We start from the raw sequence: 24,923 nt of genomic DNA on the forward strand, positions 1-24,923 counted from the left end.
CTCGAAGCGAGCCAGGCCAAGGACCAGTTTCAACTCGCGGTAATCGTGCCGAAAGGCCACAGCAAACAATTGTGCCCCCATCGAGCAGCACGTGGATGACGGCGTGTTCGTTGTGCAGGAGACACGACAGAGGCCCCGTGGCGGTTGCATTCAGGCGGAGCCTCCGGTCAACACGGTGCTCCTCCATTACAATCCGGTGGCCAGCCAGATGGTCACGGTCGCAGTGATGATGAGCCCGACGTTGAGCGTGATCCGGCGATCTTCGCCGGTCAGGTGGACGGCGACTGCACCGATCTGCAGGAGTACGAAGCCGATGGCCGCGGCTGGCGCCAGTGAGGGAGCGATGCCGGTCAGCGGCGGCAGGATCAGTCCGGTCGCGCCCAGTAGTTCGACCGCTCCCAACAGCCTCAAGACAGACAACGGCATGCGGTCGACCCAGGCCATCATCGGTCGGAGTTGATCGCGGCTGCGGCTCACCTTTATCGCGCCCGCGTAGAAGTAGAAGAGGGCGAGAAGTCCCGCGACGATCCAATAGGCGAGGTTCATGGTTCCCGTTCTGGGCCACCGTTCCCGGGGTCCCGTCGATGGCGTCGACTACCAACAGGTGCCTGGAGAAGGCCCGGCCCGTCGTCCGAGGAGCGGCCGGGTCGTGCCGGGCCATCGGCTTCAGGCGAGGTCCGTGGCAGGCTCGGTGGCGTAGCGCTTCATCGCGTCGATGTTGGCTTGGGGCGTCGGCGACCGGCCGACGGTGAACGTGTCTTGGAGGTCTCGGAAGTACTGCACGTACAGGTCGGGCGTGAATGTGCTGAGCATGACGGCGGGTTGGTCGGTCCGGTTGGCGAAGGTGTGCGGGATACCGGGCGGAACCATCACAAGCGTGCCCGCGGTGGCATCGTGTTCCTCGTCTCCGACGGTGAACCGCACGGTGCCGGAGATGATGTAGAAGCCCTCGTCGTGTCGGGCGTGGCGGTGCTGCGGCGGCCCTTGAGTGTGCGGGGCGAGGACGGACTCTGCGATCGCGAGGCGGTGCTCGGTGTGGCTGCCGTCCTCCAGGACGCGCATGCGCGTGGTGCCCAGAATGATCGTCTCCCCGTCACCGGGGCCCATCACCGATATGGCGGGGCCGGTCTGCGGCCGGCTGGTCTTGGCTGCTTCGGTCATGCTCACCAGTGCACCGCCAGGGCCTTGTCGCTGTCCAAGACCCATCCCGCAGCGCCGATACCTCGTGGGTATCGTTGCAGCGTGGAGCTACGGACCTTGCGCTATTTCGTGGCGGTCGCCGAGGAACTCCACTTCGGCCGGGCCGCCACCCGACTGCACATGAGTCAGCCGCCGCTGAGCCGGGCGATCAAGCAGTTGGAGGCCGATGTCGGGGACTTGCTGTTCGCCCGCTCACCTGCAGGCGTCACGCTCACTACGGTGGGCAGAGTGCTGCTCGACGAGGCGCGGTCGCTGCTCGACCATGCCGATCGCGTCCGTGTGCGCGTGAGCGCGGCGGCCGGCGTCACGACCCTGACCGTGGGCATCCTGGGGGATGGCACCGACCCGGGAGTGTCAAGGCTGGCCGCCGCTTACCGCCGACGCCATCCCGGCATCGACATCCGCATCCGTGACACCGATCTGACCGACCCGACCTGCGGGCTGCGCGCCGGACTGGTGGACGTCGCCCTGACGCGAGCGCCATTCGACCGGACCGCTCTGACGGTGCGGGTGTTGCGGACCGATCCGGTCGGCGTGGTCCTGCGCGCCGACGATCCGCTGGCCCGACGCGACCGGCTGCGGCTGACCGACTTGAGCGACCGCCGCTGGTTTCAGTTCCCGCCGGGGACCGACCCTCTCTGGCAGGCGTACTGGAACGGCGACAAGCCGCGGAAGGGCCCAGTGGTGCGCGCTGTCCAAGAATGCCTGCAGGCCGTGCTGTGGAACGGCACGCTCGGTCTGGCCCCGCTCGGACACGACCTGCCCGCAGAGTTGGCCGTCGTACCGCTGACCGACATGGCGCCAAGTGAAGTGGTGGTGGCGTGGAACGAAAGCGACCGCAACCCATTGATCCGGTCCTTCATCGAGATCGCCACATCCGCCTACCGCCCTGAGCACTGACAACCGGTGCTGCCACAGCCCGTCAACCAGACGGCCACTGCCTCGGACCCGACCCCTTGAACAGGAATGATCCCCCGTGGCGAGTGAGCCGCGAAACAGGCCCTGACCGACACACGCCTCGACTGCACCGCCCCCCACCTGAAGGTCAAGCTCGTCGCCAAGGGCTCGGAGATGAACAGTCGGTACCACGACCTCCAGGTCACCAACACCGGCGGGCGTTGCGGCATACGCGGTTACGCGGGCCTGTCGCTCCTGGACGGCGGCGGCAAGCAGATCGGCAAACCCGCCACCCGCTCCAAGGACGGCGACGCGGTCTGTAACGTCGTCCTCGACAAGGGAGACAGCGCCCACGCCGTGGTCAAGAGGCCGGGGAAGGGCGTCACCGGCGGCGACAGCGCGGCCGAGCCCGCGAAGATCAAGGTCTACGCCCCGGGCGACACCAAGGCCGTCACCTCCTCCAACACGGCCGACATCCGCCTCTGCGGCGGCACCCTCACGATCGGCCCCTCGGCACGTCCTCGTCGTCCCCCTGACCGAAACCTCCGCTCCGCCGGGGGCCGAGCCGGGCCCGCTCGCCCCCGGGCGGTGGGCGTCACCCACCTTCGGCAGACACCGGCGCTCGGCCCTATGTACAGGCAAGGCTGTACAGTTCACCCTGCACAAGTTACGGTAGGTGGTATGCCCACCGATTCCGTCGCGAGCGGCACCCCCGGCTCGCCGCCCCGCCCCTCTCCCGCCGCCGTCCAGGCGTCCCGCGAGGTCAGGGTCGTCATCAGCCGCCTGCGCCGCCGCATCCTCGGGGCCTCCGAGGCCGAGGACCTCACACTCGGGCAGTCCACCGCGCTCGCCCGCCTCGCCCGCGAGACCGAGACGCCCGCGGCGGCGGCCGGGGTCACGACCAGCGTGCTCGCCGCCACCGAAGGCGTCCGGCACCAGTCGATGACCGCCACCGTCGCCGCGCTCGCCGCACGCGGCCTCGTCGTCCGCACCCCGGACCCCGAGGACGGCCGCAGGCTGCTGATCACCCTCACGCCCGAGGGCCGCCGCCGTGTCCACGAGGGCCGCCAGGCCCGTGCCGAATGGCTCGCGACGCGGCTCCAGGAGGAGTGCACGGAGGAGGAACTTCAGACGGTCATCGCCGCCATGTCCGTACTGGAGCGGCTGACGCATGACTGAGCCCGCCACGAGTGCCGGGACGAGCGACAAGAATCCCCAGGCCCAACAGCCCCGTTTCAACCGGCGGTTGCTGCCGCCGATGATGCTCGGCTCGGTCCTCAACCCCATCAACTCAACGATCATCTCGGTCGCGCTCATCCCCATCGGTGACGCGCTCGGCGCGCCCCCGTCGAAGACCGCGTGGCTCGTCTCGGCGCTCTACCTCGCGACTTCGCTCGGGCAGCCCGTCGTCGGACGACTCATCGACATCTTCGGGCCGCGCAGGCTCTTCCTCATCAGCACGAGCATCGTCGGCCTCGCCGGCGTCCTCGGCACCCTGGCGCCCAACCTCGGCGTCCTCATCGCGGCCCGCGTCCTCCTCGGTTTCGGCACCTGCGGCGGCTATCCGGCCGCGATGGCGCTCGTACGGAGCGAGGCGAAGCGGACCGGGCGCGACAGCCCCGGCGGCGTGCTCACCGCGCTCGCGGTCGCCAACCAGACCATCGCCGTCATCGGCCCGCTCCTCGGCGGCCTTCTCATCGCGGTCGGCGGCTGGCGCGCGACGTTCGCGCTGAACATCCCGCTCGCCGTCGCGGCGGTGCTGCTCGGCTGGTGGCGACTGCCCAAGTCGGCCGGTACGGGCGAGAGTCCGCAGCGCGGCCGGGTCGCCGCCCAGCTCGACTTGCCCGGCATGGCGCTCTTCGCGGTCACCTGCACCTCGCTGCTGCTGTTCCTCATGAACCTGCACCTGCGGGACTGGTACCTGCTCGTCATCACGCTACTCGCCGGAAGCGCCTTCGCGCTCCGGGAGTTGCGCGCCGCCACGCCCTTCATCGACCTCCGCGTGCTCGGCGGCAACACGCCGCTGCTCGCGACGTACGGGCGCGCCCTCGTCGCGTACGTCGTCGCGTACTCCTTCCTCTACGGCTTCAGCCAGTGGGCCGAGGAGGGGTACGGGCTCTCGCCGTTCCGCGCCGGGCTCGTGCAGATCCCCATGTTCCTTCTCGCCATCGGCGTCTCCATCTGGTCCGGGCGCCGGAAAGGCGTACGGAGCAAGCTCCTCGTCGGCGCGCTCGGGCAGATCGCCGCGTGCCTGATTTTGCTCACGCTCTCCGGCTCCAGCCCGCTGTGGGGCCTGCTCCTCGTCGCCCTGGTGTTCGGCGTCCCGCAGGGGCTCAACAACCTCGCCCTCCAGAACTCCGTCTACTTCCAGGCCGATCCGGAGCGCACCGCGTCCTCCGCCGGGCTCCTGCGCACCTTCGCCTACCTCGGCTCGATGGTCGCCTCGTCCGCGAGCGCCGCCTCGTTCGGGGAGCGCGCCGACACGGGCGGCATGCACGAACTGTCGTGGATCATGCTCGGCGCCGGTGCGGTGTTCCTCGTCATGACCCTCTTCGACCGCTCCCTCGGCCGGGATCGGCACGTCGGACTGACTCCCCTCCCACCCGGATTTCCCGCAAGTGAAAGGCACCCTCATGTCCCGCACCGCCCTGCTCCTCATGGACTTTCAGAACGCCCACGCCACCCGCGCGGACCCTACCGCCCTCGCCCAGGCCGCCGCCGCCCTGAAGGCCGCTCGGGAGAAGGGAGTCCTCGTCCTCCACGTCGCCCTCCGCCTGCGCGCCGGGCACGTCGACGCGCACCCGAACAACGCGGTGTTCGGCGCTCTCCCGCACGACCGCTTCGTACCGGGTGACCCGGAGGCCGAGATCCACCCGGACGTGGCCCCCGCGCCCGACGAGGTCGTCCTGTACAAGAACCGCGTCAGCGCCTTCGCGGGCACCAACCTCGACCAGATCCTCCGCGCCCAGGGCATCGGCCACCTCGCCCTCGCGGGCATCGCGACCGGCGGCATCGTACTCTCCACGGCGCTCCAGGCGTTCGACCTGGACTACCGGCTCACGACGCTCTCGGACGCGTGCGCCGACCCGAGCCCGGCGCTGCACGACGTCCTGATGAAGGACCTCCTCGCGAAGCGGGGCGAGGTCGCGACGGTGGCGGAGTGGACGGCGACGCTCTAGAAGGGCCGCGCCCTGGGGTACGGGCCCCCGCCGGCGAGGCGGTCCCACCCCGGGGGGGCGTACGGGACCTCGCGGGCAGTCTGCCGCTGCCGCTCGGCGTGGCCGACCATGGGGGCTCGCCCGTGATCGTCGGTCTCAACGGCCTGCGGCCACTGCGGGCATGGGCGACCTCGGCCATACGGCGCGTGACGTCGGCTCAACCCTCCTTAGCGTCAGGCCCCTTGTGCTCGTCGAGGGCGCTCAGCTGGCGCCGGACCTGGTCGGCCTGCTCTGTGCGGTGCTGGGCCTGATACAGGTCGAGGGCCTGCTGCCACGTGACGCGGGCGGCGTCGGCCCGGACGGCGGTGAGGAGCGCGTGGCCGAGGCGGTCGAGGGTGTCGGCTTCGGAGTAGGTGTGGCCCAGCTCGCGGTACAGGGCCAGGGCCTGCCGGTAGTACTCCAACGCTTCGGGGAGCCGGCCGGTGTGGTGGGCGATGTGGCCGAGGCTGTCGAGGGTGTGTGCCTCGCCTTCGCGGTCGTGGTGCCTGCGGTGCGCCTCCAACGCGGTCTCGCAGGCACCGCGCGCCTCGGTGTGCTCGCCCAGCCGGGTGGAGTACCAGCCGACCTGGTTGAGGGTCCGGGCCGCGCGGACGTGGTTGCCGAGAGCCTGGAACATGTGGAGGGCACGGCTGGCGTGTTCGCGGGCCGGCCGGTACTCGCCCCGCCGTCCCCACGCCCAGGCCAGTGTGTGGTGGGTGCGAGCCTGTCCGGCGAGGTCGTCGGCCTCTTCGGACAGCGCGAGCGCTTCCCGGAAGTGTTCCAGTGCCTCGTCGTGTCGGGCGAGGTCGGCGTGGGCCACGCCGAGGTGCCGGTGCGCGAGGGCGCGACCTTCCGGGTCGTCGAGGTGGTCGGCGGCGTTGAGCGCGGCCTGCCACGCGGCGAGGTCGTCGTGGAGGTGACCGCGTCGGACGTGGTAGGCGTCCAGCGCCAGAGCGAACTGCCAGACCGCGCGATGCCGGCCCCGGGCGGCGGCGAGCCGGAGGGCGGTGAGCAGGTTGGTGTGCTCGGTGTCGAACCACGCCAGCGCGGAACTCTCGTCGTCGAAGGCGAGTGGCTCCACGCCGGGTCCGGGCGGCCCCAGCCGCAACGGCTGGGTGTCCGGATTGATCAGGCGCTCGGCGTTTTCGGCGGTGTGCAGATAGAAGCCGAGCAGCCGGTTCAGAGCCGCGTCACGAGTGTGCGGATGGAGGTCCTGTTCGGCCCGTTCACCGGCGTAGAGGTGGACGAGGTCATGCATCCGCCAGCGGCCGGGGACGCTCTGTTGTACCAGCGAAGCGCGCTCCAGGGCCCGCAGGACGGTGCGCGCCTTCGCGACGGGCACGGCGGCCAGGGCGGCCACCGCCGGAACACCCAGTTCCGTGCCGGGCGCGCTGCCCAGCAGCGCGAACATCTCCGCCTCGGCGGCGGGCAGATCGGTGTAGGACCAAGACAGCACGGAGGAGAGGTCCGCGGTCGGGTCGCCTTCGTCCAGCGCGGCCAGCCGGGCGGTGCCGTCGCGCAACTCGTCGGCCAGCGCCCGCAGGGGAAAGCCGGGATGCGCGGCGGCGCGACCGGCGATGATGGCCAGCGCGAGAGGGTAGCCACCGCAGCGGGCCAACAGGTCGTCCACCGCTTCGGGTTCGGCGGCCAGCCGCTCGGCGCCGAGCCGGCGCGCCAGCAGTTCCCGTGCCTCGGACTCCGGCAGCACGTCCACCGGAAGCAGATGGGCGCCGTGCGCGGTGACCAGCCCGCTCAGACGGTCCCGGCTCGTCACCAGCACCGCGCACGCCGGGCTCCCCGGCAGGAGTGGAGCGACCTGCTCCAGATCGTAGGCGTTGTCCAGCACGATCAGCATGCGCCTGCCGGCCACACGACTGCGGTAGAGCCCGACCAGGGCATCGTCGTCCGCCGGAAGAAGGCCCGGCTCCACGCCCAGACCATGCAGGAACGCCTTCAGTGCTGCAGACGGCGCGAGCGGTTCCGCACCGGGCGCGAAGCCGCGCAGATCAATGAACAACTGCCCGTCGGGAAACCCGTCGAGATGCTGTTGGGCCCAGTGCAGGGCGAGCCATGTCTTGCCGATCCCGCCGGCGCCGGACAGCGCCGAGATCACCACCGTGCCGCCCGCTGCCGCCGCCTTGTCGAGGACGCCGGTCAGAGTGGCCAGTTCGGCGGTGCGGCCGGTGAACGACGGTGGCGGCGCGGGCAGCTGGCGCGGTATCGGCTCGGGCCCACCCGTACTCCCCGGACCGGACCCCGCCGGGTCGGCGGTGAGGATCCGCTGGTGCAACCGCCGCAGTGCCGGAGAGGGGTCGCTGCCCAGCTCTTCGGACACCATCGTGCGCATGCGCTCGTAGGCGTCCAGCGCCTCGGCGTGGTGCCCTGCCTGGAACAGGGCCGAGATCAGTGCCTCCCACAGCCCGTCCCGGAGCGGATGCCGGGTGAGCAGCGGTCGTACTCCTGCGACCGCGTCGGCGTGGCGACCGGCGCCCACCAGAGCCCGGGCATGACGCTCGGCCACCGCCAGCCGACGCTCCTGTAATCGCACGATGTCCATCAGTGGCCCCGGCCCCAGTTCGAGATCCTCCAGCGGCTCTCCCCGCCACAACGCCAGCGCCCGCTCGAAGAACCCGGCCGCGCCGGCGAAGTCACGCTCGGCGAGTGCCCGGTCCCCGCGGCCGGCCAACTCCTCGAACGCGAGCACGTCCACCTCGTCGGTTGCCGCGGCGAACAGATAGCCCGCCGGCCGGCTGATCAGGCGTTCGCCGTCCTCGCGCAACAATCGCCGAAGTGCCGCGACATATGTGCGGATGTTGGTGTCCGCCGAGGCCGGCGCCGTCTCCCACACCGCCTCGACCAGGGTCCGTACCGTGACGACCTCGTTGGCGCGCAGCGCGAGTACCGCCAGCACGGCTCGCTGACGCGGCCCGCCCAACGCGAGCACCTCACCACCGTGGCGAACCTCCACCGGTCCCAGCAGCCGGAACTCCACCGATCCCCCCTGACGCACGTCACACACCGGAAACAGACCCAGTCCACTAAAACACCGCACCCAGCGGCCGTGTACGGCATCTGTGCGCCATCTGTACGCCCGCGCGACAACCTGGACCTGCCAGCCGGAAACCAGCGCTCCGGGGCGTCAAGCGAACCTGGACGCCTCGGACACCGAGGGAGGACCGACATGCGGACCCGAACGAAGTCACTCGCCGTCGGAGTTGCGAGTGCCCTGACCGTGATCGCCACCGGCGTGACGGCGAGCGCCCCGGCCCAGGCCGCGCCACAGCCGACTGCCAAGTCCGTGACCGCCCACAGCACACGCCACGGCGCGCGCCCGTTGGGCGTGGTGACGTGGACTCGAAGCTGCGGGACCACCTACGGAGGGCTGAGCACGAGCGCCTACGCGCTGACCAACAAGGGATCCGACGGTTCCTGCAAGGGGGACGCCTGGGTGCGGGTCAAGTGGCGTGGCTCGTGGAGCGGCTGGGTGCACAACGCCTCCGAGGCACGAATCAACGTCGGCTCCGGCCTCCAGGCCGCACAGCACAAAGGCTGCGCCGACTGCCACGTGTACACCACCTACCCCTGACGGCAGGAAGTCACCGTAGCCGGTGAGCAATCGAGAAGCTCGCACCCCGGTGTACGAGGACAGCGGGGTGCGCGGGTCGGAGAGCGTTGGTGGCATCGGGGGGACCAACGCTCTCCGGCCGCCCAGTCATGGCGGCGCGGACCGGCGCCGCCGGCGAACAAAGGGGGAATCAAATCATGAACACTCGCAAGAAGACGCTGACCAAGCTGCTGATCGTGACGGCAGCCGCGGCGAGCACGGCGGTGCTGGCGGCGGGACCCGCCCTGGCCGCCGACGACAGTACGGCCATCACCACGCCGGAAGGCTGCGGTCGTCTGGACTTCGACGACTACGGTCCGGGAGCTCCCGGCGGCGGTGACAACGACGACTACTTCGTGATCCACGACATGTGCGCTGACGGCGCCGGTGTCAAGGCGTACGCCTGGCAGAACGGCCACTACCTGGGCAGCCGGTACAACGGCAACGGCCTGGCCGGCGCCGCCGTCGTCTGGGACCCGTTCTTCAACGGCAACGTCGCACCGGGCGACAACATCGGCATGAAGGTGTGCCTCGCGCACGGCGACGGCGACCCCGCGCCCTACGCGTGCACCTCCCACACCTTCACCAGCGTCGACGGCTAGGACGTGCCGCCGACCCCGGCTGGACCGTGACCGCAGTGGGGGTGAGGGCGGCGTGCTCCTCAGGGGACTTGACCACAACACGCACCCGGGCGCCGCAGTCGCGGTGCCGGATCTCGATGGCGGGCCCCGGAGGGTCGCCGACTGACGTCTCGCCCCACTGCCGAAACTCCCGTCTGTTCGACGGGGGCGCCTTGTCCTTCGTCTCGGCCAATTTACGGCGGATGGATGACGGCGAGTCACATCACGAACGCCGCTGACAAGCGAGCCCGCCGGGACCGCCGCGCCGGCAGACCGGCGGGGCTCGGCGATCGACCCTGGCCTACCTATTCCATGCGGGAAGTGCCCATGTTTCACGGGGGAGTTCGCGCCGTGGACACCGATCGTTCCCGCGGCTAGCGTGATCACGAACCACCACATCAGCTGGACAATCAGTAGAGGGTGATGCAGTTGCGCGAGAGAACCGAGGACGGCGAGGCATCCGCCGTCAGTCGTCGCACTCTCCTCCGGACCGGTACAGGCATAGCGGCCGTCGCTGCGAGCGGCGGCTTTTCCGTGTTTGCGGCTCAGTCTGCGTCCGCTGTCGTGGGGACGTCGCAGCGCTTCGTTCTCGACGGGGCCGGCGGGAATTTCTTTGTGAACGCCCCGCTCCACCAGCCCTACTGGGCGATGCAGTCCTTCGCCTTCGACCACGTCTTCGGCCACATCTACCTTGTGCAGACGAAGGTCGGCAGCGCCAACGGGGATCTCTGGGTGACCAGGACCGACATGTCCGGTCAGATCCTGGGCGCCATGGCGATCCACGGCTTCGACCACGGCTCGAACATAGCCATCGAACCGGACACCTATGGATCCCCCTATATGTGGGTTCCGGGCGACTGGAGAAATCTGCATCCCCAAGACCCCGACAGCAAGCCCAACAGCCACACCATCGCCCGATTCAAATACGTCGACGGAGGTGACCTCAGTTACGCGGACCCGACGGTCAGGAAATTCATCATCCACCTCTCCGATTTCGTCGATTGCCCGAGACCGGCCATCGATCCCTACAACAACCGGATTCTCCTCCGGTACATGGGAACCACAAACCCGTGGCGCCTCGCGCTCTTCGACCTCCCCAGCGTCCTCAGCAAGGGCTTCGTCGACGACATCCCGCTCCCCCTCCTCACCGCACGTGAACTGCCGAGCAACAGCGATATCGGCCTCACCACGGACGACGAATTCCAGGGCGTGACCGCCTATGGCCAGTACGCCTACCTCCTCTACGGAGGCCCTCCGAAGAAGACCACGGACCCGGCCAGGCCGTCCTACCTAGTCACACTGGACATGAACAACGGCGGGAAGTCGGTCAGGGACATCTTCCAGACCCACGCGGGTGACAACGCGCTCCCCGGCCGTGAACCACAGGGGATCGCGGTCTACCGCTCTCCGAGCGGGCCCCAACTCGCGTTCGGCTTCTCCAGCAAATACGACAGCAACGACCCCGTCCAGTTCCGGTCGACCATCTTCTACAAAAGTGAGCTCACGAACTGACTGGCCGCCCCGCGACGCCTTTGAAGCCGCCCTCCTCAGGCTCCGCTGGAACCGAGACAGTTGCCGCTGCGGCCCGCAGTGCATCCGAGAGATGGAACCGGCGATGGTCGACGAAACCGTGAACAGCAGCGCAGGCCTCGACTACTGGGACTCCAAAGGTATCGCACGGTGCCTCCTCGCCCCCGCGCCCGAACGCAAACGCTGCGACGCTGCCGAGGATTTCAAGTGCCGGCTTCGCCTGCAGACCGGACAGGCGTGTCATGTCGTGCCTCATCGTTTGATCCCTCACCCTCGGTTCAATGCGTCAGGGCACTTTTTGACACTCCGGAAGCATGAACTTCACGCTCCAGTGGCTGGCAGCCTCATCGGCTGCCGCCCCTGCGTCAGGCGTCGGCGAGGAGAGGATCGTACGGGGTGTTCGTGCGGCGGCCTGACATGAAGGAAAGGAAGTCGCCCACGAATGCGCTGCGCCTGTAGGCGCTGTCGGCGGTTGTGAGGTCGCGGTGGAAGCCTGTGCGGAAGAGCGCCCGGTACTCGTGCGAGTCGATGGTGCCGCTGCCGTCCTTGTCGGCGGCGTCGAAGAGCACTTCGGCGACGCGGATGAGAGCGGGGCCGGCGAGGGTGGGTACGGCGGCGGCGTACTCGTCGGCGCTGACACGGCCATCGCCGTCCGTGTCCAGAGCGGCCTGGAGCTCGCGCCACCAGGCGGCGAAGGCATCGTAGAGGCGGGTCTCCGCGGGTTCGTCCAGGTCAAGGCGGGTAGCCAGTTCGCGTGCCATGGCGGCGAGGTCAGGCCAGTCGAGGTAGCCGTCGCCGGTCTGGTCCAGCACCTGCCGGAAGAACTCCTCCGCGGAGCGACGGCCCTCGTGTGTGGCCGTCGAGGTGGCCGAGGCCGGGCCGGGCCCGGTGTCACCGCTCAGTGGTGTGAGGAGGCGGAGCAGGGCCGATGCCCTCCTCAAGCGGGCGCGTAGCGCGGCCACGGTCCGGGCGCGGGGGTCGTCGCTGCAGGGCGAAAGGGAGAGTGTCTCGATGATGGCTTCGGCGTTGATCCAGCCCTCGGGCAGGAAACGGGTGAGCCCGGCAGCGAGATAGGCGCCCTGCATGAGGAACGGGGCGCCGGGCATCTCCGCCAGGCCCGCCTTACGCCGGTAGGGCTCGGGCAGCGAGGCGACGGTGATCGCGCCGAGGAGCGGACTGACGACGGCGCGGCCGACCGCCCACACTGCCGGCGCACCGTCGAGCAGTGCCGGGGCGGGCAGATGGTCGAAGAGCCGGTAGAGAATGATGCGGGCTGCTTCGGTGTTCTCCAGCTCCTCCTCGACCACCCTGTCGAAGTAGCGCCAGAAGTCGCTCAGGTCCTCGGGGAGTTCCGCTGCGTCGCCGTCGAGTGTGGCGAGGTACGCGCGGTACTCGGCATACATGCGCTCCATGCTGTGCTGGTCGAGCGGTTGGCCGCTCAGCCGGCACATGGTGACGGCGCTCTCGAAGAGGGTGGCGACCACCCAGGCGCGGGTCGCGCGGTCCATGGCGTCGTAGGCGCGACCGCGGGAGTCGCTGCCGCTCATGCGGGCGTGCAGCCGGTTGAGCCGGGCGGCCTCTCTGTCGCGTACCGCAGGGTCGGTGTCGAACATGCGCCGCATGCTCAGGAAGGTGTTGCGCAGCCGGCGCCAAGGGTGGGCGACGAAGGTGGAGTTGTCGGCGAGTGCCGCGCCGATCTGCGGATGAGCGGCCTCCAGCACGGTGGCGCGGATTATGGCCAGCGCCCAGCGAGGGTCGTCGAAGAAGGCGCGGAACTGCGAATCCTGGCGGAACAGGGTTGCCCCGTCGGCCGTTTGCGTGGTTCCAGTCGTCATGACGTCTCTCCGTTCGTCTGGGGCGGCACGCCACCGAAGCGGCGGTCACGGCGCCGGTAGGCATGCAGGCAGGCGAGGAAGTCACCGGCCCGGAAGTCCGGCCAGAGCACCTTGGGGAAGACCCACTCGGCGTAGGCGACCTGCCAGAGCATGAAGTTGGAGATGCGCTGTTCGCCGGAGGTGCGGATGACGAGGTCCACGTCGGGGGTGTCGGGAAACGGCAGGTGCTCCGCGAAGAGTCGCTCGGTCACCTCACCGGCGGGCGTCCCGTGGCGGATCAGCGACCTGGCGGCTTCGACGATGTCTCGGCGCCCGCCGTGGTCGAAGGCGACGGTCAGGGTCATCCCCTGGTTGGCGGCGGTCAGCGTCGCCAGATCCTCGAGGTTCTGGGCCAGTTCACGCGGAATGCGGGGGTCCGTGGCCCCGAGGAAGCGGCAGCGGATGCGGCGGGCGAGCAGCAGCGTCGCGTGCTTGCGCACAACCCGGCTGACCAGGCGCATCAGGTAGTCCACCTCGGTGCCGGGACGGTTCCAGTTCTCCGTGGAGAAGGCGTAGAGGCTGAGCCATTGGACACCGGCCGTGCGGGCCGCCTCGATGATGTCGATCACGGTGGTCTCCGCAGCCCGGTGGCCCGCCGTTCGGGGAAGTGAACGCCGCTGAGCCCAGCGGCCGTTGCCGTCCATCACACACGCCACGTGCCGCGGCACCGCGCGCGGCGACCCGTCGTCTTCGGGCCGCTCGTGGCCGAGCAGTCCCCCACCTGGCCAATCCCCCGTCGCCGCGCGTGCGCGCTCGACGTCGTGGTCCGTCACACCCAGCCCCGTCTCGCCCCTACGCCCTCCACATTGGAGCGTTCTCTCTCAGGAGTCTGAGCGCCTGGAAGGGCCCCGACCTGCCAAACGGACACCCGTCACCCCTGGCTCATTTGCCCGATTCCCCCACACGGCACCAGACGCTCCGTCATTCCCGTGCAAGTGACAACTGTGCAGCACGCGACCGCCGGACCCGTGTCAGCCCCGTACGCGGATGCGGTACATCGATCTCCGGCAGGCGCTCGCCGGTGTGGTGAGGCGAAGCTGTCCCAGATGCAGTGAGGCTGGCTCCGCTACCACGGGGGAAGTGACGGAGCCAACCCGTTTCCACCGTGCAACAACTACCTCCGGCGTGCTCGTGCTCCAGGTGCAATCCCATCTGCAACGCCTGTCGTGGCGGATTTCCGACCGTTACCGATCGCAAGCTTGAGGTGACGCCGGGGGATGCTGAGCGTTCGGAGCCAGGGTGGCTCGGTGCACGGGCGGGACGGGTGGGGACATGGCGGGCGCAGACCTTCGGGGTGCCGCGAAAGGGTCGGCGCGGTGGGGCTGGGAGCTGATGCCCCTGGAAGGAACGCCGCACCGTGCTGCGCGCCCTCACCGCGGCCGAACAGCACCTCGACCATGCGGGCACCGAACAGCCCGCCTGGTGTGCCTGGGTCTCCGACGCCGTTTGCCGGTCTGTCAACCTGTTCCAGCGCGGGCGTGTGTCGAGGTGGCGTTGCTGCCTGGCCGCATGACGGTGTCGCGTCGCTTCGTTTCGGCATGCCCGTGACGAGGTCACTGCGGCACTTCAGGACATGATCGAACTCGTAGTGTCCTGGGATGCGGTTGAGAGGCCGCCTCGCCCGCAGCTGTTCCCGTCCCGGCCGCTGACCGCGTGCGGCACGGCCCCACCGCCGCTCACGTCGCATCCAAGTGACCGCGAGCGTGCTGTGCTCCCGAACTGGCGGACCGTCACCGTGGTTGGACTCCGGTGGGGCGGCCCCGGTGCCCCGCTCCACCCATGGCGTGAGCGTCGGCGGCTTCAGGGTGGCTTTGTTCACGAGAACCGAGAGCAGATGTTCACCACATCGGGGGCCAGGTGCCGGAGGCCCTGTTCGATGGCAGTGGCGCTACCGCCCGCATCCCTGAGGAACGTCAGCTTGGGTGATCAAACTGATCAGGGCTGAACCTTGGACTGCGCACGCAACGGCGGGAGCCTGGGAGTGCCGGTCACGGCCCTTCGTCCCCATGACGGTGGGCGACCCTCCACCACCCGTCCTCTCGACGGTAGACCTGCGTCACCCGGAGCGTGTAGCTCGTGGGCTCGCCGTGGACGGACACGGACGTGTGCTCGAAGCCGGCCGTCCAGGCCAGGTCGCCCACCACGTCGAACGCCCGCAGCTCGAACGCATACGACGTGCAGTCGGAGAAGCTCTCCGCGAGGTGGGTGAAGAGCTCATCGACCTCGCGTAGCCCGAAGGCGTTGCGCCAGGCGCCGAGCACACTCACCGGCTCCTGATGGGACCACAGCGCCCTACGCGGGTCCGCGTCGCCGTTGTGGATGGCCAGCTCCGCCGCGTACAGGTCGGATCCGACCCAGGCAAGGAAGTCGTCGCGCTCGCTCATGGCAGCCATCGAAGCGCCGCTCCGGCCTGACCGCCTCCCAGCCCGGCAGGCGGGTGAGCTGCGATTGGACCGGCTTGGGTGGTTGGGGGCGGTGGTGGGCCACACCACCGCCCCCAACCACCGGCTCCTTCATCAGTGGCGACCGGACCCAGGGAGTCACCGCAGGGGACTGGGGCAACTGCTCGTCCGGCGGGGAGACCTGGTTCAAGCCCGTCAATGAGATCCTCAACCGCTACGGGCAGACCCTGCATACAACCTGAGTCACCCGAGCTCCGGGGGAGGTTCCGTCACGGCGCCGTGACGGAACCGCCGAGCCGCGAGGAACCCCGGCGCCTGACGGCCCGGTCAGGCCACCGGCTGGGTAAAGCGGATGCTGTTGCCGAAGGGGTCCCGCAGGCCGCAGTCGATCCCGTACGGCCGCTCGGTGGGTTCCTCGGTGAACTCCACGCCCCGGCCCCGCAGCGTCGGCCCGGGCGGCCTGGCCGCGGCGGCGCAACAGCAGACTCCGCTGGACCACGAACTCGAGCAGGGCGGCGCGGACGCCGGCGCCATCCAGTACATACCGCTCAAAGGCGCGGCTGACAGCGGCCACAACAGGCAGCGCGCGGGGTACCACGGGTGAAGCCGCGCAAATCAGCGGGCCATGGGGGTCGGGTCACCCGGCACGCTGGGTTGTCTGTCCGGCCTGAGCGGGTACGGCGGGCAGGGAGACGGTGCAGGAGGCGCAGCGTCGGGCCTGGGCGGGTACGGGGCTGAGGCATTCGGGGCAGTCCCGTTTGGGGGCCTGAACGTCTTGATGCGGGGCGAGGCGTTCGTGGAGCTTGTTGATCGGGAGCACGACCAGGAAGTACAAGGCGCTGGCGAGGAGGAGGAAGCTGATCGCCGCGTTGATGAAGGCGCCGTAGGGGAATTTGGTGGCGCCTATGGTGAAGGTCTTGCGGCTCATGTCACCGGTGGCGCCGGTGGCCAGCCCGACCAGTGGTGTCAGGAAGGCGCTGACGAAGCCGTTCACCACGGCGGTGAACGCTGCCCCGATGACGATGCCCACGGCCAAATCGACCACGTTGCCGCGCAGGATGAAGCTGCGGAAGCCCTTCACCTTCTCACTCCCTAGAGGCTCTTGACGTCGACGGGCGGCACCGAAAGCGCGGTCAGCCCACTCCCCCACCTCGGATGCCCTGCCACCCCTCACCCATGCCGGCTCCGCCGCACGGCACGGTGCATTGGGGTCAGCCGCCGGCCGGGCCGACCGGGCCAGAGAGTGTCTGGTGAGCATGGGGGCAGGGCGTGGCAGAGGTGGTTGTGGGAATACGCATCCGGCGCAGGAGATCACGGGTGGCGCGCTTGTGCAGCGTGCTGCGCCAGGTCAGTCCCGGGTGGCGGGACCGTAGGTGTGACAGCGCCCGGGTGCCCAGGCCTGTGCTGCGGAAGCGCTCGTCGATGACGACGGCGGTGATGACACCCTGGGCGCAGTCAGTGCAGATCCGGTACCGGACCTGGCCGACGACCTGGCGGGTGTGCACGAGGAGCAGGCATTCCTCGCCCGGGCCGGGGTCGTCCGGGATGTGCGTGGACAGGAAATGGATTGCCCGGTAGGCGAGGACGCGGCGGCGCAGGCGGCCGGGTGACCAGCCTCGTGAGTGCTTGGCGCCGTCGTGACCGGGCGGCGATGTGTCGGCTGTGGAGGCCTGGCCGATGAGACCGTTGCTGGTGGGACGCGCATGTAGTCCGTGCATGACGTCTCGTGTGCCCGAACCGCCGACGGATACCCGTTCCAGTGACTCCCGCCAGCCCGATGCATTGCACCCCGCGCGGCCGCCGTGACGTCGCGGCGGACTTCCTACACCAGCCGGCCATCCCGTGCCTCGGCGGCACGGGCCCGGACAACCCCCACCGACACGATCGCGAAGAAGGACATGGACCAGCTCGGCGGCAGCGCCCGCCGGCTCAATCGTCACAACGCGGAGGTAAAAGCCCTGGCGGTCATGCTGCATCCCAGCCAGGTCATTGACGCCAAGGCCCTCGCGGTGCCGAGCATGCGCGTCGTCACCCGGCCCTGTTCGAGAAGCTGAAGGCCGCCGTGACGAGTTACGCGGCCGCGCTAGCAAGCACCTCCAACCGCTGGGCGGACGAGCAGGCGGTCCGCGAACAGCTCGCCCACCACGAGCTGACCGGACGACCGTCTTTTCACCACCTGCTCCGGGCCCGTACGCGCCTCCACCTGAGCATGGTGGCGCCGCGATCCGGTGAGGCGTGCCACTCCTGCCGCACCCGCCGTCGGCCGCCCGCACATCGGGGGCCGACGGTGGGTGCGGCATCTCGGATCGCGACTTGGGGGCTACAGGCGGGCCGGAGCTGGTCAGAGGTCGTTTTCAGCTGGTTTGCGTCGCTTCACGGCGGCGGTGGTTCAGGCATGAGCCGACATCTGACCAGCAGTGTGGGCCCGACCGGTACACCGGACGAGCCCACACTGCGTGCAGCGGGTTCTACGGTGAGACTCCCCCGCTGCATCGCGGTTTTCGCGACCACGGTGCCGGCGGCGCCGCGGCCGGAACCGGGGACCGTGCTGCCGGGCCGGGGCTCAGGCGTCGATGATGACGGGGATGATGAGGGGCCTGCGGCGGTGGGTGCGGAACGCCCAGTTCGCCACGGCGCGGGCGACGAGTTGTTCGAGTTGGCGGGCGTCCCCGACGCCCTCCTCGGCCGCGGTGGCCAAGGTCTTCTCGATGACGGGGATGACCGATTCGAAGGTGGCGTCGTCGTGGACGAAGCCCCGGGCCAGGAAGTCCGGGGCTTCGGCGAGCGCGCCGGTGTCCGCGTCGACGATCGCCACCACCGTGACCACGCCTTCGGCGGCGAGAGTGAGGCGGTCCTTGAGGGAAGCCTCGGTGGCGCCGCCGACTTCCATGCCATCCACGTAGACGTTGCCGGCGGGCACCTTGCCGGTGATGGACGCCCGCCCGTCGACCAGGTCGACGACGACGCCGTCCTCGGCGATGACGACCCGTTCGGGATCGACGCCGGTACGGATGGCGAGGTCGCCGTTGGCCCGCAGGTGGCGCCATTCACCGTGCACCGGCATGACGTTGCGGGGTTTGACGATGTTGTAGCAGTAGACGAGTTCGCCGGCGCTGGCGTGCCCGGAGACGTGCACCTTGGCGTTGCCCTTGTGGACCACGTGGGCGCCCCACCGGGTGAGTCCATTGATCACCCGGTAGATGGCGTTCTCGTTGCCGGGGATGAGAGAGCTGGCGAGCAGGACGGTGTCGCCCTTGCCGATGCGGATCATGTGGTCGCGGTTGGCCATCCGTGACAGCGCGGCCATCGGCTCGCCCTGGGAGCCGGTGCACACCAGGGTGATCTTGTGGTCCGGGAGTTTCTCCAGCTCCTTCGTGCTCACGACCAGACCGGAGGGGACCTTCAGATAGCCAAGGTCACGGGCGATGCCCATGTTGCGGACCATCGACCGGCCGACGAAGGCGACCTTGCGGCCGTGCTGGTGGGCGGCGTCCAGGACCTGCTGGATCCGGTGCACATGGCTGGCGAAACTGGAGACGATGACCCGGCGCGGCGCAGTGCGCATCACCTGCTCGATCGCCGGGTTCAACTCCCGCTCGGAGGTCGTGAAGCCGGGCACTTCGGCGTTGGTGGAGTCGGTGAGGAACAGGTCCACGCCCTCCTCGCCCAGGCGGGCGAAGGCACGCAGATCGGTGATGCGGTCGTCGAGAGGGAACTGGTCCATCTTGAAGTCGCCGGTGTGCAGCACCATCCCGGCCCGGGTGCGGATCGCGACCGCGAGACTGTCGGGGATGGAGTGGTTGACCGCCACGAACTCGCAGTCGAAGGGCCCGAAACCACGCCGGTCGCCCTCCCGCACCCGCACCGCGCGCGGCCGGATGCCGTGCTCCTTGAGCTTGGCCTCCAGGAACGCCAGCGTCAGCTTGGAACCGACGATGGGGATGTCGCGCCGTTCGCGCAGGAGGTACGGCACGCCGCCGATGTGGTCCTCGTGGCCATGGGTGAGGACGATGCCCACGACGTCGTCCAGCCGGTCCCGGATCGAGGTGAAGTCCGGCAGGATCACGTCCACGCCGGGCTGGGTCTCCTCGGGGAACAGCACACCGCAGTCGACGATGAGCAGCTTGCCGGCGTGCTCGAAGACGGTCATGTTGCGGCCGACCTCACCCAGACCGCCCAGGGCGATGACCCGCAGCCCTCCCTCGGGAAGGGGCGGGGCGGCTTTCAGATCGGGGTGCGGATGACTCATACCCCTGACGGTACCCGGAGAGCGGGCAGAGTGATCCATTGCCCGTGTGATCTACCGAGCGCTGAGCGGTCGTCAACGGGGAGACACCCTCCGGTGGGCGTGACAATGAACCGTCCGGGTGCCCGACCGCCGGTACTCCCGTGACCCCGCGGCCCTCGCCTGCGCCGCATGCGGCTCCCTCGCAACGACGCTCTTGCCCTCCTTGGCGGCATCCTGAGCCTGGGAGAGGTGGCGTGCCTTGCGTATGACCAGGATCTGTGTCGGCAGTCTCCTGGACCATGGGCCAGTCTCCTGCGCCAGTTGATCGTCAGTAGTTGTGTGACTTCTGCTGCTGGTGCGCCAGTTCCCCGCCGGGGCCCGAAGCTGGAACCGTTGCTGCTGTCTGATGATGAGCGGGCGGAGTTGGAAGATGAACCCGTCGGGCGACATCGGCCCAGGCCTTGTCCTCCCTGCGGGCGCGGATCGTGCTGGCCTGTGCGGGGCCGGAGATGCCGCCGATCGTGGCGGTCGCGCAGGCTTTTTGAACTATCAGGTTGCCCGCGCCGGCACCTCAAGGCAGCGGCATCGAGCGCAGAGAGCCGTGCGTTCGTGCCATGACGACGACGTGGCGTGCGGTGTCGCCGGGCACGATGAGCAGGGGGCCTTCGCCGTCCCTCGTCTGCGGATAGGACGCGGACATGGCGGGGGCGGCGGCTCCGGTCGCCTGTGGCCCGGTGTGCAGGTCGATCGTGATCACGCGGCCTCGCGTGACCCGGTCGTTGCCGGGGGTGAAAGTCACGAACCGACCGTCGGTGAATGCGCCTTCGGGTGTGGTGTCGTAGTAGCTCCACAGCCTGCGCCGGCTTTTGAGGTCATAGGCGTTCCAGTCGCCCGCGCTCGAGTCCTCCGCGCTGGCCTCGAACAGCATCAGCACGCCGTCGGGGGAGATCAGGGCACGTACGGGCTTCTGCCCGGTGTCCTTCGGTGTCGGCAGTGGCTCAAGCGTCGTCGGGTCCAGACGCCGCATGGGCGGGAAGACGTCCTCGGCCGACAGCGGACTGCCGGTGCACACCAGGTAGTGGCCGCCGGAGGCGAGGTGCGGGCATGCCGTGCCCGGGGGGCTGGTCGCCACGGTGTCGCCGGTTCGGGCGGTGCGGGCGGTGACTCTTCTGCCGTCGGTGGTGTAGACGCGCCCGCCGAACGCGGCGATGCCCTCGACCGGATCCGCTGCGACGTCGCGGCGCCACAGGGGCGTGCCGTCCGAGGCGCGCAAGGCGGTGAGAGCGACATTGCCGGCGGTGTGAAGCGGCGCGTCGAAAGCGTAGACGGTGCCGTCCGCCGCGCCGATACCGACGTAAACACGCCCCACGGCCAGCCGCTTGGTCCAAGCAGCCCGGCCCGTCCGCAGATTCGCGGCCTGGAGTACACCGCCAACGCCGCTCACCGCCCGCTCGTGAGCCGAGTCGACGACGAGCCCCGCGCTCTTGCCACTGCCGGCCGCCAGCACCTGCCAGGTGATTTTCCCGTTCGCCCGGGACCGCCCGACCAGGCCACCGGAACGAGTGGCGCACACGACCTGGTGTGCCGTCGCACCACAACTACCCGACGCCTCCTGCCGGGACAGACCCGTGCTCCACGCACGCCACGGACCAGACCACCGGCGACTGAGCCGCCGTAGCCCCCGAGAGGCCGGACGAAGTAGCGGCGGACGGGCGGGCGGTCCCAGTCGGCGCACACCCGGTGCCCATCGGCGCGCACAACGCCACGAACGCCACGAACAGTGCCGCATGTATCCGACCCAGACGCCCCATTCTGCTCCCCCCTGTGCGCGTCGGTCATCCTCGCACGAGCTGCCCATCCTGTCCGCCTCGTTGACCGGATCGTGGCGGGGGCGGGCGCGGCTGGATCGACAACCGGCGCCACGGCGGGCGCGCTCTCACCGGGCAGAAGGGCAGGTCCTCCCGACATTGGCCCAGGGGTCTCCCGGCGCACCAGCGGCCAGGACCTTCCCTGAGGACGACTCCCCCGCGGATGCCAACCCGGACGCCTCCGCGCTGACCTGCACGCACGGCGGTCGGCTCCTGTGCCGGTGGTGCATGGGAAGTGGTGCAGGAGAAAAGGGGGATCAGCGTGAGGTTCACCAGCGTCCGCACCTGACCAGCCGTTAGCGCTGCTGCTCACGGACGCCGACATGAATTCCACCGTCTTCGGCCTCTGCCGTCTTCTGCCCGGCGTACACCAGCCGACCTGTGGGCCGCACCCCCGAAAACGCCCCAGCGCACCGGTCCGCACCGGCGGCAGCAGCTATGTGCCATCGCCGGTCCGCTGGGCTGGACCCTGCCCGACCTCTTCGAGGTCGCCGATGAGCCGTACTCGCAGGAGTTCCGCCCGGTGCCGCACTGCCGCCGCCTTGGGTGGCTCTTCGCTGCTGCTGTCCCCTTGACCACCGCTCAGCTGATCGACACCGCCGAGCAGGCGGACCGGCTGAGTGTGCGTGAAGATCACGGCGCTTGGCAGCCCGTCTCGCAGGGCTTTACCCAGGAGTGCCCGGACTTCCCCTGACAGCAAGAGCTGCTTCGGTTCCTTCCGGCATAGGTCGGGCGCCTTCGCACGACGTCCGCTCCAGAGCCGTAGTCCTCAGCCGGGCTCGCGCTCATCGCTCAGCGCGAGCCCCGTCGGCAGACACCCGCGTCCGGCATCAATTAGTGAGGGCACGGCATCCCAGCTCTCGGCCGACGAAAGCGGACCGTCGTCGTTCGGTGGGTGCGCGCTGCCGAACGTCCGCGCCGTCTTCGGGCTGGTAAAAGTCCAGGCCATGACGTTGACAGCGGTTTCGCGGCCGACGATGAGCGGGTCATGGCGTGCGTGGGGAGCTGCGCCGCCCCTAGGGACCACTTCGCCGTTTGCGTCGGCGGTCGAAGTGATGAGCGGGGTGAACAACCTTGCACCGACCCCTAGGCGTACCGACTAGTCGGTACTAGCCTCTGGCCACGCTCTCGGAGCCGGGCGCACCGAGCCCCCGTCGCCGTGACGCCACACCCGGTTTCCGTTTCCGTACCAGCAGGAGGAGCCGTATGTCCGCCACACCGACGGCGTTCGACGCCGACAGACCTACGCCTGATGGGCCCAGCGTGGGTGCCCGCGGTCCGCTGACCCGCCTGTACCGCCGCGATCTCGCCGACTATCCGCCCACCGGTCGCCGTATGGCGTATCTCGCGATCGTGGTCGTCACCACCGTCGTGCTGTACTACATGCTCTACATCCAGTACGCGGTGGCGACGTCGATCATCACGCACTTCGACATGACGTACCGCTACTTCGTCTGGGTCTCGGTGGTCGGCAATGCGATCGGGGCATTCGCCTCACTCGTCGCCGGTCTCGCTGATCGCTGGGGCCGGGCGAATCTGGTGGTCTACGGGCTGCTGATCGCCTCACTCCTGGTCTTCTTCGGGCTGCCGAACGCGGCGAGCAAAAGCGCCTACATGGGGCTCTTCGCGCTCGTCAGCTTCATCGAGGGCATTGTGCTGGTCGCCACCCCCGCGCTGATCAGAGACTTCTCCCCTCAGCTCGGCCGGGCCACCGCGATGGGGTACTGGACGATGGGACCGGTCATCGGCTCTCTGGTGGTCACCACCGTCACCAGCAACACCCTCGACACTGCGACCTGGCAGGACGAGTTGCGGTATTCGGCGATGGCAGGCTTCATCGTGTTCGTCGTGGCGATCTTCGCACTGCGCGAGCTGTCCCCGGCGCTGCGCGACCAGACCATGGTGTCGCTGCGGGACCGGGCACTGGTCGAAGCGCGCGCCAGGGGGCTGAACACCGAGGCGGTGCGCCGCGGCGAGTGGCGACAGATGATGCGCCTGGACGTGCTGGGATCGGCCTTCGCCATCGCCGTGTTCCTGCTGCTCTACTACGCGGCGGTCGGCAACTTCGTCGTCTACTTCGCGACCACCTTCGGCTACACCGAACAGCGCACCAACGCGCTGGCCAACTGGTACTGGGGCGCAAATGCCATCGCCCTGGTCCTGGTAGGCCTGCTCTCGGACCGCCTGAAGGTCCGCAAGCCATTCATGATCTTCGGCGCGGTCGGCTCCATCGCCGTGACCGCGATCTTCGCCACCCGCGCCACCCACGTGGCGACCGACTACTACACCTTCGCCTGGCTGTTCATCGGCATCGGAGTCTTCAGCGGCATCGCCTACGCACCCTGGATGGCGAGCTTCACCGAGACCGTGGAGAAGCACAACCCGGCAGCAACGGCGGCGGGCTTGGCCGTGTGGGGGTGGACAGTGCGCATCGTCGTCGCCGTCTCCGCAGCCTTCATCCCGGTGCTCGTGACGTCCGTGACTCCGCTTGTGGAGCACGGCGCCGAGGTCAAAGCTGCCTCGGCTCAGGCCGCGCCCGCGCTCACCATCATCAACGCGCATCCTCAACTCTTCGCCGAACTGAACAAGTACACCCCGACCACGGTGCCACCCGCACTTGGCGCCCGCGCCGTAAAGGAAGTCGGTGCGGCGAACCTGGCTGTCGTACAGAAGGCCGCGCCGCAGCTCAAGTTGTTGCGGGAATACGGACCTCAGGTCCAGAAAGCGTCGAAGGATGGACCCGGCGAGTGGCGCAACTGGTGGTGGATCTGTGTCGGCGGCCAGGTGCTCTTCCTGCCCTTCGTCTTCGTGATGGCAGGCCGCTGGAGCCCGAAGAAGGCGCGTGAGGACGCCGAGGCACACCAAATCGCGGTCGACCGCGAACTGGCAGCCCTCTCCGCGGCCGAGAAGTGACCGGACGCGGGGCCGGCAGCCGTGGACGGATTGACCGGCCCCGCGGTCATGGGTGGTCGAGGGTCGCGAGGCTCTGGGGATGGTCGACACCGAGGACCGCGGACGTGGTCCCGCGATGCGCGCGAGGGCGGCGAGGGCGCTGCTGCCACTGGGGTCGGAGCCGGCGCTGGTGGCATTGAGTTCGGCGTTGGCGAGGACGGCGCGGACGGCCAGGGCGCGCGGGTCCTCGGTGCCGTAGGTGGCGGACCCACGCAGGCCGATGATCTCCAGGGCCTCTCTGCCCCGCGCCGCCTGCTCGGGCCGCCCTGTAGCGGCCGCGTTCCTGATGGCCCGCAACGCCAGGTCGAAGGCGGCGTCGAGGGAGAGAGGGTTGGTCGCCGGCGATCTCGCAGAACGTCCGGGCGGCCTGCGCGAAGGAAGTCGTGGCTCCTTGGTCCTGCACGCCGGCCATAGTCGCCCTAACGGCCGCCCGCACCCAGTTGATCATCAGCCGGACCGCGGCTTCCTCCTCCTTCCCGTCCCTGTCCGCAGGCCAGGACCCGCCCATGGCGCCGAGCGCTTCCTCCGCCGACTCGGCCCACCTGCCGGCG

General features: G+C 69.3%; 18 protein-coding genes and 4 pseudogenes. 11 read left to right on the forward strand and 11 right to left on the reverse strand.

The annotated features are described in order from the left end of the window. Positions 1 to 186: 186 nt before the first annotated feature. On the reverse strand, positions 187 to 546 hold the full coding sequence (locus ACIGDI_RS34500; protein ID WP_399905106.1) for a DoxX family protein: 360 nt from the start codon (positions 544 to 546) through the stop codon (positions 187 to 189). 120 nt (positions 547 to 666) lie between these two features. Next, positions 667 to 1,161, reverse strand: a complete 495-nt coding sequence (locus ACIGDI_RS34505) for a cupin domain-containing protein (protein WP_399905109.1) — start codon at positions 1,159 to 1,161, stop codon at positions 667 to 669. Between the two features lie 81 nt (positions 1,162 to 1,242). Here ACIGDI_RS34505 and ACIGDI_RS34510 point away from each other — a divergent pair, with 81 nt between their 5' ends. The 5 genes and pseudogenes from ACIGDI_RS34510 to ACIGDI_RS34530 all read left to right on the forward strand — a co-directional run bounded on the left by ACIGDI_RS34510 (position 1,243) and on the right by ACIGDI_RS34530 (position 5,276). Next, entirely contained in the window at positions 1,243 to 2,100 is an 858-nt protein-coding gene (locus ACIGDI_RS34510; RefSeq protein ID WP_399905112.1) for a LysR family transcriptional regulator, read from the forward strand. A 102-nt stretch (positions 2,101 to 2,202) separates the two neighbouring features. After that, positions 2,203 to 2,595 (forward strand): annotated as a pseudogene (locus tag ACIGDI_RS34515) (DUF4232 domain-containing protein); the annotation flags it as partial. A gap of 183 nt (positions 2,596 to 2,778) precedes the next feature. Next, positions 2,779 to 3,276, forward strand: a complete 498-nt coding sequence (locus tag ACIGDI_RS34520) for a MarR family winged helix-turn-helix transcriptional regulator (RefSeq protein WP_399905318.1) — start codon at positions 2,779 to 2,781, stop codon at positions 3,274 to 3,276. After that, positions 3,269 to 4,688: pseudogene (locus ACIGDI_RS34525) on the forward strand (MFS transporter). Before ACIGDI_RS34520 ends, ACIGDI_RS34525 begins: the two are co-directional and overlap by 8 nt. 42 nt (positions 4,689 to 4,730) lie before the next feature. Next, a complete protein-coding gene (locus ACIGDI_RS34530; protein WP_399905115.1) occupies positions 4,731 to 5,276 on the forward strand; it encodes a cysteine hydrolase family protein in 546 nt (181 codons plus the stop codon). A 196-nt stretch (positions 5,277 to 5,472) separates the two neighbouring features. Here the strand turns inward: ACIGDI_RS34530 and ACIGDI_RS34535 are convergent, their stop codons facing one another. After that, entirely contained in the window at positions 5,473 to 8,304 is a 2,832-nt protein-coding gene (locus tag ACIGDI_RS34535; RefSeq protein WP_399905118.1) for a BTAD domain-containing putative transcriptional regulator, read from the reverse strand. A 171-nt stretch (positions 8,305 to 8,475) separates the two neighbouring features. On the opposite strand from ACIGDI_RS34535, the gene ACIGDI_RS34540 reads away from it, so the two are divergent. From ACIGDI_RS34540 to ACIGDI_RS34550, 3 genes are all read left to right on the forward strand, one after another. Continuing rightward, complete coding sequence (locus ACIGDI_RS34540; protein WP_399905121.1) at positions 8,476 to 8,880, forward strand: hypothetical protein; 405 nt, start codon at positions 8,476 to 8,478, stop codon at positions 8,878 to 8,880. Positions 8,881 to 9,056: 176 nt separating this feature from the next. Beyond that, entirely contained in the window at positions 9,057 to 9,500 is a 444-nt protein-coding gene (locus ACIGDI_RS34545) for a hypothetical protein (protein ID WP_399905124.1), read from the forward strand. 447 nt (positions 9,501 to 9,947) lie between these two features. Next, complete coding sequence (locus ACIGDI_RS34550) at positions 9,948 to 11,030, forward strand: hypothetical protein (RefSeq protein WP_399905126.1); 1,083 nt, start codon at positions 9,948 to 9,950, stop codon at positions 11,028 to 11,030. A gap of 383 nt (positions 11,031 to 11,413) precedes the next feature. On the opposite strand, the gene ACIGDI_RS34555 is transcribed toward ACIGDI_RS34550, so the two are convergent. From ACIGDI_RS34555 to ACIGDI_RS34565, 3 genes are all read right to left on the reverse strand, one after another. Then, the gene (locus ACIGDI_RS34555) at positions 11,414 to 12,883 is read right to left on the reverse strand and encodes an oxygenase MpaB family protein (RefSeq protein ID WP_399905129.1); all 1,470 of its coding nucleotides are present in this window, start codon (positions 12,881 to 12,883) and stop codon (positions 11,414 to 11,416) included. Further along, positions 12,880 to 13,635 carry a polyprenyl diphosphate synthase gene (gene uppS, locus ACIGDI_RS34560; protein ID WP_399905321.1) on the reverse strand — a complete coding sequence of 252 codons (756 nt, stop codon included), beginning with the start codon at positions 13,633 to 13,635 and terminating at the stop codon, positions 12,880 to 12,882. The genes ACIGDI_RS34555 and uppS overlap by 4 nt, the downstream gene beginning before the upstream one ends. A 1,275-nt stretch (positions 13,636 to 14,910) precedes the next feature. Further along, positions 14,911 to 15,306: a YybH family protein gene (locus tag ACIGDI_RS34565; RefSeq protein WP_399905132.1), complete on the reverse strand. Its 396-nt coding sequence runs from the start codon at positions 15,304 to 15,306 to the stop codon at positions 14,911 to 14,913. Positions 15,307 to 15,428: 122 nt separating this feature from the next. Here ACIGDI_RS34565 and ACIGDI_RS34570 point away from each other — a divergent pair. Continuing rightward, positions 15,429 to 15,566, forward strand: a pseudogene (locus ACIGDI_RS34570) (S1 family peptidase); the annotation flags it as partial. An 85-nt stretch (positions 15,567 to 15,651) separates the two neighbouring features. Here the strand turns inward: ACIGDI_RS34570 and ACIGDI_RS34575 are convergent. The 3 genes and pseudogenes from ACIGDI_RS34575 to ACIGDI_RS34585 form a co-directional block, all read right to left on the reverse strand. Continuing rightward, positions 15,652 to 15,771: pseudogene (locus tag ACIGDI_RS34575) on the reverse strand (VOC family protein); the annotation flags it as partial. Between the two features lie 190 nt (positions 15,772 to 15,961). Then, complete coding sequence (gene mscL, locus ACIGDI_RS34580) at positions 15,962 to 16,405, reverse strand: large conductance mechanosensitive channel protein MscL (RefSeq protein WP_399905135.1); 444 nt, start codon at positions 16,403 to 16,405, stop codon at positions 15,962 to 15,964. A gap of 130 nt (positions 16,406 to 16,535) precedes the next feature. Further along, a complete protein-coding gene (locus ACIGDI_RS34585) occupies positions 16,536 to 17,042 on the reverse strand; it encodes a GNAT family N-acetyltransferase (RefSeq protein ID WP_399905138.1) in 507 nt (168 codons plus the stop codon). Between the two features lie 180 nt (positions 17,043 to 17,222). On the opposite strand from ACIGDI_RS34585, the gene ACIGDI_RS34590 reads away from it, so the two are divergent. Then, positions 17,223 to 17,378, forward strand: coding sequence for a hypothetical protein (locus ACIGDI_RS34590; RefSeq protein WP_399905141.1), 156 nt, complete (start codon positions 17,223 to 17,225; stop codon positions 17,376 to 17,378). A 509-nt stretch (positions 17,379 to 17,887) separates the two neighbouring features. Here the strand turns inward: ACIGDI_RS34590 and ACIGDI_RS34595 are convergent. Together ACIGDI_RS34595 and ACIGDI_RS34600 are read right to left on the reverse strand one after the other, a co-directional pair. After that, positions 17,888 to 19,573, reverse strand: coding sequence for a ribonuclease J (locus tag ACIGDI_RS34595; protein ID WP_399905144.1), 1,686 nt, complete (start codon positions 19,571 to 19,573; stop codon positions 17,888 to 17,890). A 550-nt stretch (positions 19,574 to 20,123) separates the two neighbouring features. After that, a complete protein-coding gene (locus tag ACIGDI_RS34600) occupies positions 20,124 to 21,410 on the reverse strand; it encodes a PQQ-binding-like beta-propeller repeat protein (RefSeq protein ID WP_399905147.1) in 1,287 nt (428 codons plus the stop codon). 1,216 nt (positions 21,411 to 22,626) lie between these two features. Here ACIGDI_RS34600 and ACIGDI_RS34605 point away from each other — a divergent pair. After that, complete coding sequence (locus ACIGDI_RS34605) at positions 22,627 to 24,333, forward strand: MFS transporter (RefSeq protein ID WP_399905150.1); 1,707 nt, start codon at positions 22,627 to 22,629, stop codon at positions 24,331 to 24,333. The last annotated feature ends 590 nt before the right edge of the window (positions 24,334 to 24,923 follow it).

This window comes from Streptomyces sp. NPDC085900 (assembly GCF_044540925.1).
GTDB classification, from domain to species: domain Bacteria; phylum Actinomycetota; class Actinomycetes; order Streptomycetales; family Streptomycetaceae; genus Streptomyces; species Streptomyces gilvifuscus.

Excerpts from the sequence above, each read along its gene's own strand:
- ACIGDI_RS34545 (WP_399905124.1), top strand. The coding sequence starts at position 9,057 with ATGAACACTCGCAAGAAGACGCTGACCAAGCTGCTGATCGTGACGGCA.
- ACIGDI_RS34590 (WP_399905141.1), top strand. The coding sequence starts at position 17,223 with ATGGACCAGCTCGGCGGCAGCGCCCGCCGGCTCAATCGTCACAACGCG.
- ACIGDI_RS34555 (WP_399905129.1), bottom strand. The coding sequence starts at position 12,883 with ATGACGACTGGAACCACGCAAACGGCCGACGGGGCAACCCTGTTCCGC.
- ACIGDI_RS34505 (WP_399905109.1), bottom strand. The coding sequence starts at position 1,161 with ATGACCGAAGCAGCCAAGACCAGCCGGCCGCAGACCGGCCCCGCCATA.
- ACIGDI_RS34530 (WP_399905115.1), top strand. The coding sequence starts at position 4,731 with ATGTCCCGCACCGCCCTGCTCCTCATGGACTTTCAGAACGCCCACGCC.
- ACIGDI_RS34595 (WP_399905144.1), bottom strand. The coding sequence starts at position 19,573 with ATGAGTCATCCGCACCCCGATCTGAAAGCCGCCCCGCCCCTTCCCGAG.
- ACIGDI_RS34520 (WP_399905318.1), top strand. The coding sequence starts at position 2,779 with ATGCCCACCGATTCCGTCGCGAGCGGCACCCCCGGCTCGCCGCCCCGC.
- ACIGDI_RS34540 (WP_399905121.1), top strand. The coding sequence starts at position 8,476 with ATGCGGACCCGAACGAAGTCACTCGCCGTCGGAGTTGCGAGTGCCCTG.
- ACIGDI_RS34565 (WP_399905132.1), bottom strand. The coding sequence starts at position 15,306 with ATGAGCGAGCGCGACGACTTCCTTGCCTGGGTCGGATCCGACCTGTAC.
- ACIGDI_RS34585 (WP_399905138.1), bottom strand. The coding sequence starts at position 17,042 with ATGCACGGACTACATGCGCGTCCCACCAGCAACGGTCTCATCGGCCAG.
- ACIGDI_RS34605 (WP_399905150.1), top strand. The coding sequence starts at position 22,627 with ATGTCCGCCACACCGACGGCGTTCGACGCCGACAGACCTACGCCTGAT.
- ACIGDI_RS34600 (WP_399905147.1), bottom strand. The coding sequence starts at position 21,410 with ATGGGCAGCTCGTGCGAGGATGACCGACGCGCACAGGGGGGAGCAGAA.
- ACIGDI_RS34500 (WP_399905106.1), bottom strand. The coding sequence starts at position 546 with ATGAACCTCGCCTATTGGATCGTCGCGGGACTTCTCGCCCTCTTCTAC.